The 6,119-nt window shown below is 60.4% G+C and carries 4 protein-coding genes; all 4 read left to right on the top strand.

The window, feature by feature from the left end; translation table 11 throughout:
• The first annotated feature begins 87 nt into the window (after positions 1 to 87).
• Positions 88 to 1,545 carry a signal recognition particle-docking protein FtsY gene (gene ftsY / locus NW853_RS05625; protein WP_414332316.1) on the top strand — a complete coding sequence of 486 codons (1,458 nt, stop codon included), beginning with the start codon at positions 88 to 90 and terminating at the stop codon, positions 1,543 to 1,545.
• Positions 1,546 to 1,572: 27 nt separating this feature from the next.
• Positions 1,573 to 3,273, top strand: coding sequence for a DUF2254 family protein (locus NW853_RS05620; RefSeq protein WP_414348259.1), 1,701 nt, complete (start codon positions 1,573 to 1,575; stop codon positions 3,271 to 3,273).
• Between the two features lie 82 nt (positions 3,274 to 3,355).
• The gene (locus NW853_RS05615; protein WP_414348257.1) at positions 3,356 to 5,095 is read left to right on the top strand and encodes an ArnT family glycosyltransferase; all 1,740 of its coding nucleotides are present in this window, start codon (positions 3,356 to 3,358) and stop codon (positions 5,093 to 5,095) included.
• A 61-nt stretch (positions 5,096 to 5,156) separates the two neighbouring features.
• Positions 5,157 to 6,119, top strand: a 963-nt coding sequence (locus NW853_RS05610; RefSeq protein WP_414348254.1) for an ABC transporter permease, incomplete at its 3' end; no start/stop codon positions are given.

Below are 6,119 nucleotides of genomic sequence, written 5' to 3'. Positions count from 1 at the left end.
AGCGGTCGGAGTCGGGTAGTTTACGGCTGCGCTCTAGGGTCTGCTCTGTCAAACTGGAAAAAAACAGTCTGGCTGGAGATTGGGATTATGGCCTTCGATTGGTTTCGCCGCCGCTATACCGACTCCCCTGGTGAAGCAAAGCCTTCGCCACCAGACCCCACGTCGGCCACGGAGCCAGCGGAGATCTCCCCCGAAGACTATTTGGCCTTCGCCAAAGCCGCCTATGCCAACCTGAAGGCCCGTGCCGCTGGCCAGGAGGCCCCAGCCAAGGACTCCGTCCCGCTTGAGCAAACAGATGGGCAAATAGAAGGGATCCCTGCAGAAGCTCTCCAGCCACAGCCACCGGCCTCGCCTCCGGAGCCTATTCCAACAAAAGAACCGGTATCTCCAGAATCACCCTCTGTGCAGCCGGCGGCAGCTCCCTCGTTTTTCGATCTGGCTCCCCGTGCTGCCGAGCGTCTGCAAGCCCTGCAAGCCAGCGCTGTGGAAGAGCCGGAGCCGATGACCCCAGCCGTCGCTCCCTCTCCCGAGACCGGGCCGGAAGAGCTGGTCTTCGATGAAGGCTTCCGCTGGTCAGCCGAGATCTTGGCGGCCCAAGGGCGCAAACCGGAAGAGATCTCCGTAGAAGAGATCTCTTGGCTGCAAAAGCTGCGGCGAGGCTTGGGCAAAACCCGCCTCAACCTAATCAACCAATTGAAGGCCCTGGTAGGCCGTGGCCCCCTCGACCAGAAAGCTGTAGAAGAAATTGAGGCCCTGTTGCTGCAGGCCGATGTGGGGATCGATGCCACCGAGCGGATCATCCAAGCCCTACAAAAGCGCATGCGCGAGGAGGTGGTGCCGCCGGAGGAGGCGGTCAAATACCTCAAGCAGCAGATGCGCCAGATGTTGACGGTAGGGGATCCCACCTTTGCGCCGCAACGGGGCACGCTCAACATTTGGCTGATTGTCGGGGTGAATGGAGCGGGCAAAACCACCACCATCGGCAAAATTGCCCATGTGGCCCGCGAGTCTGGGTACCGCTGCTTGATCGCCGCTGCCGACACCTTCCGGGCTGCCGCGGTGGAGCAGCTCAAGGTTTGGGCAGAACGAGCGGGGGTAGAGGTGATCGCCAATCCTTCTCCCAATGCTGACCCGGCGGCGGTGGTCTTTGACGCCATCACAGCCGCCCAGGCCAGGGGCACCGAGCTGCTCTTGGTGGATACGGCGGGCCGTCTGCAAAACAAGAAAAACCTGATGGAGGAGCTGGCCAAGATCCGCCGCATCATCGACAAAAAAGCTCCTGAAGCCAAGGTGGAAAGCCTGCTGGTGCTGGATGCCACCCAAGGGCAAAACGGCTTGCGCCAAGCGGCGGTGTTTTCCGAAGTGGCCAAGCTGAGCGGCGTGATCCTGACCAAGCTGGATAGCACCGCCAAGGGGGGCATTGCCCTGGCCATTACACAACAGATGCACTTGCCCATCCGCTTCATCGGCGCCGGCGAGGGGCTGGAAGATCTGCGGCCTTTTTCCAGCTATGAGTTTGTGGAAGCTCTCCTGAGCGAGTATTGAGGCGCCCCCTTTCTGGGAAAAGCCACCGTGAAAGAGATACACACAGCTCCCAACTGTGTTGGGCGTCGCCCTCGCCTTCTGCCCTGGAGCGCTGCGGGGGTGGGAGCAGGTTTGCTTTGGGCCTGGGGTGGGCACCGCTGGATCCAGAGCGGGTTGAACCTGGCCTGGACGGGATCCACCCAGGATGCAGAGGCTTTGCAAGAATTTGTAGCCACCTTGACCCAGGTGTTGTCGGGGGTGTTGGGCGTTACCCTCTCGGTGGTGGCCATTGTGGTGCAGTTGAGCGCGGATCGCTTCACCCCGAAGGTCACCGAGCTGTTTTTGCGCGAGCAGATCAACTTCTATCTCTTCTTTTTCCTGATCCTGGCCAATGTGGTCAGTTTGTGGAGCTCGATAGCCCTGAGCTTTTACGATCCCGCCAGCGGACATCCGGGGCTGCTCATCGGGCTGAACCTGCTGCTGGGCACAGCTTCGTTTTTGGTGCTGATCCCCTACTTTCGCTTTGTGTTTAACTTCTTGCAACCGACCTCGATCATCCGTCGCATTGAGCAGCAGGTGCGGCAGGCCGTCCTGGGATCCCTTGTCTCCAGAAGATTGGGATCTGATTTCGGGTTCGAGGAGAGTCGTTTCTCTCACTGGCGTCGGCGTGGTGTGGCAACAGAGCCGCACTCTCCAACAGGCCAATGTTCGCCAGCTCATCAGCGCTGCCTTGCTGCCCTCGATGAGATCAAAAGCATCGCCACCAGCGCTCTCCGCCAACAGGAAGGAAGCATTTTCTTGGAAGCGTTGGATAGTCTAAAGTCTCTATGGATCTTCTATGCCGAGCACAAAGCACAACTGCACCCCACCTGGTTTCTCTTGACCGCGGCTCTGCAGCGGGATCCGGACTTTGCTTCGGTGGATAAGGGCCTATTGAGCCAGATCGAGGCAGAGAGATCCTGGCTAGAGCTGAAGATCTTGCGGCAGTATCAGGCCTTGTTTGTCGAGGGGCTAAACGGCATGCAGCAGGCGAGCACCCTGGTGGCCATTCACAGCCGGGAGCTGGGGATCCGCGCCCTGGAAACCCAACGACTCACGGTAGCGGGGTGGGTGATCAAGTTTTTCAACACCTACCTGCGGGCTGTCATCAACGCGCGCGACATCCGCGGTGGCTACAACCTGCTCAAGCAATACCGCCTGCTGGCCGAGGCAGCCCTACACCACCGTCAGTCGGCCCTGGTCTTGCAGATTGTTGACTACTTTCGCTACTACAGCTTGACTGCCTACAAGGCCGGCCTCTTTTTCCTTTCGGAAACCTTTGGCTTCGATCTGGGAAGGCTGGCCCAGTTGAGCTGTGCTCTGCAGTCGGAAACAACCGAAGCCATTGTGCAGGCCTTGTTGCGCCTAGACCAAGACCCCGAAAGCGAGCAACAGGAGAATACCTTGCGCGGGATCCGCAAAACCCAGGTGCGGCTGGCGGCTTACTTTCTCAGCCGTGGGCGGGAGGATTTGGCCAAGTTGATCTACAGGGATATGCAGCACGAGCCCTCGGCGCGCCTGCAGAGCATCCGCCAAGAGCTGCTCTCTACGGCTGCGGAGTTTTGGGAGTTCACCGACCGGGGGGAGAACTTCTACTACCTCGAACCGGCCCTGCAACCCTATGCCGAGCAGTTTTTCGGCTGGTTTCAGGGCTTGACCTCTCTGGCAGATAAGCTGGAGAGCGCCTCTAGATCCCTGGAGCTTCCGTAAAAAAAGCCAGATCTCTTTACCGCAGGGTTTAGTTTAGTTTGGTCAGAGCCGCCCCTTGGTGTCGTTCCAGAAGGCTTGTCTCATGCGTCCTTTCGGCCAACCTAACCGTCTGGGCAGTTCTCCCAGCCGAGGATCCCTGCCGGCAACCAGCTCTTTTGTCCAGTTTCGCCGCGACCCGCACCTGTTGCCCTTTTGGGGCCTGAGCCTGTTGATCATGGGCCTGGCGGTGCCCCTGTTTGTGCTTTCGGGGGCGGATCCCAGTTTGGCTGGCTGCGACGAGAGCTTTTATGCCCAGATGGCCCGCGAGCTGCTGTGGGGGAGCAACTGGCTGGGGCCGACTTTTTTGGGGGAGCCTTTTTTCGAGAAACCGCCTCTGCTCACCTGGAGCGTGGCCCTCAGCTTTGCCCTCTACGGCATCAACGAATGGGCGGCTCGGCTGCCCGGGATCCTGGCCGCTTTGCTCTCCATTCCTCTGGTGGGCTGGATTGGGCGGGCTTTTTTGCCGACACGGGCAGCCCTGCTGGGCATGGCGGTTTTGCCCCTCTGCTACCTCTGGGTACAGCAGGGGCGGCTGGTGGGGCAAGATGTGCCCCTGACCTGCCTAGAGCTCTTGGGGATCCTGGGGCTGGTGAACGGCAGCCGCGGCCACCCAGTTTGGTTTTGGCTGGTGGGGGTGGCCTTTGGGCTGGGCCTTTTGATGAAGAGCGCCATGATCCTGCTGCCGGCAGCGGCTTTGATCCCTTACTGGGTGCAGCAGCGGCGCCACTGGCTGGGATCCGCCCCCTTTTGGCTGGGGATGTTGCTGGGCCTGGGGATCTTTGGCCTCTGGCTGGTGCCGGCCATGGGGATATACGGTTCCGAGGTGCTGGCCACCTTGGTGGGAAAGGTGTGGGATCTGGGGCAAGAACCCTTCCATGCCGATGCCACCGGCTGGTACTACTTTTGGCACATCCCGGCCCACGGCTTTCCTTGGACGGTTTTGGGGGTGGTGGGAGGAATTCTCTTGGTGCGGCAAAAGCCGGCATCCACTTTGTTGATCTGGTCTTTTCCCCTGCTGCTTTTGGTTCTATTGCAGCTTTATCCCACCAAAACCCCCTACTACACGGTGCAGCTCTATCCCTGGCTGGCTCTGCTGGCGGGGGTGGTCCTCGATCAAGCTCTGCCGTTTCCGCTCCGCACCGCCTCGACTGGGACAGCGGGACGAGGTTCTCGGCGAGACAGACCCCACCTGGCCCAGGTGCTCTCCTGGGGGTTAGCGGCGGTGGGGCTGCTGCTTTTGGGTTTGGGGGTAGCCGTCCGCCTGGGCGTAGACGGTCTGCAGCTCCTACAACCCCATGCCTGGCCTCTGGTGGTGATGGGGCTTTTGTACCTCTTGCTGCCAGGGATCTGGAGCTGGCGGCGGGTGCTGCACCATGCCGGGGAGCTCTGGCTGGGCACACTCCTAGCTGCCGGGATTCTCGCCATGGTCAGCATCCTCCTGCGGCCTGACTTCGGCAATTTCAGCCCTGCTTTTGCCCAGATGGACTGGAAACAGATGCTGGGATCTGCAGACACTGGTTTTCCCGTGGTGGATATTGGCCGCAGCGGCTTGCCGGATGTCTGTCAGGCGCAGGCCATCGCCTTTTATACGCCCAATCCGGGAAGATGGGTGGATGATCAGGCTCTGCAACAAGGGGAGCATGGAGACTACCTTTGGGTATCCCCTGTGCAGACAGAACAGGTTGACATCGAAGACTTGGGACTGCAGCCTTTGGCCGAGGTGGAGGGCTGGCAACTGGTGCACCGCTCCCTCTCAGATGCGGCCAGCGGGGAGCCTTCCTGAGGCGTTTACGATCAAAACTCTAAACATTGCTCCTTGAGAACTTGGGAGGAGGTGACGGCGCATGGTGGAAGCCGAGGCATCGGGCCAGTCGTGGTTGTCTCCGCAGCGCACCTGGGCAATCCAGGGATTGGCTTGGCTGGCAGCGCTGCTGTTTGTGGCAGGGGTGATCCTGTTGGCGGGGGCTTCACCTCTCCAGGTGGCAGCCAGCATGTGGCAGGGGGCCTTTGGCAGCGAAGCTCAGTTTGGCCGGGTTTTGGCGACGCTGGCTCCTCTTGTCCTCTGCTGCTGTGGACTGGTGTTCACCTTTGTTGCCGGTCTCTACAACTTGGGCATCGAAGGGCAGATGGTGGTCGGGGCCATTGCGGCCACCTTTCTGGTGCGCCTGGAACCGCCACTGGCCATTACCTGGGCACTTTTGGCCGGGATCCTGGGCGGGGCGGGCTGGGGCCTGTTGGCCGGGATCCTGAATGTGTGGGGACGGGTCAACGAGATCTTCGCCGGTCTGGGGCTGAACTTTGTTGCCCAAGGCTGGGTCTTGTACCTGATCTTCGGCCCTTGGAAAAGGCCAGGGGTGGCTTCCATGAGCGGAACAGAATTGTTGGATCCCCGTTTCTGGTTGCCCACCTGGGGGCGGTCAGAGGCCAGTCCGGTGGCGTTGCTGCTGGCCCTGTTGGCTTTGGTCCTGACGCTGCTGGTGGTGCACAACACCCGTTTTGGCCTGCAGTTGCGGGCGGTGGGGAAAAACCCCGTAGCTGCCTTCCGGCTGGGGATCCCGGCTACCCAAAGGTTGCTCATGGCCTTTGCCTGCTGTGGAGGACTGGCAGGGCTGGCGGGCGCCTTGCAGGTGTTGGCTCTGTTCCATCGTCTCATCCCCAACATTTCCAGCAACTTGGGCTTTCTGGCCTTGCTGGTGGTGATGCTGGCCGGCTTTAACCCGCTGCTGATTTTGCCGATTGCCTTTTTCTTCAGCAGCCTCAACATCGGCAGCTTGCAACTGCCTCTCTCTTTGCAACTGGAGTCTTCG

It is taken from the genome of Synechococcus sp. H55.11, from assembly GCF_047462475.1.
GTDB lineage: Bacteria > Cyanobacteriota > Cyanobacteriia > Thermostichales > Thermostichaceae > Thermostichus.
The sequence above is the reverse complement of the archived record's forward strand: the minus strand, read 5'-3'. Positions and strand labels throughout refer to the sequence as shown.

What these genes read in the sequence shown, in the direction of transcription:
- ftsY (WP_414332316.1), top strand. Translation starts at nt 88, where the DNA reads ATGGCCTTCGATTGGTTTCGCCGCCGCTATACCGACTCCCCTGGTGAA.
- NW853_RS05615 (WP_414348257.1), top strand. Translation starts at nt 3,356, where the DNA reads ATGCGTCCTTTCGGCCAACCTAACCGTCTGGGCAGTTCTCCCAGCCGA.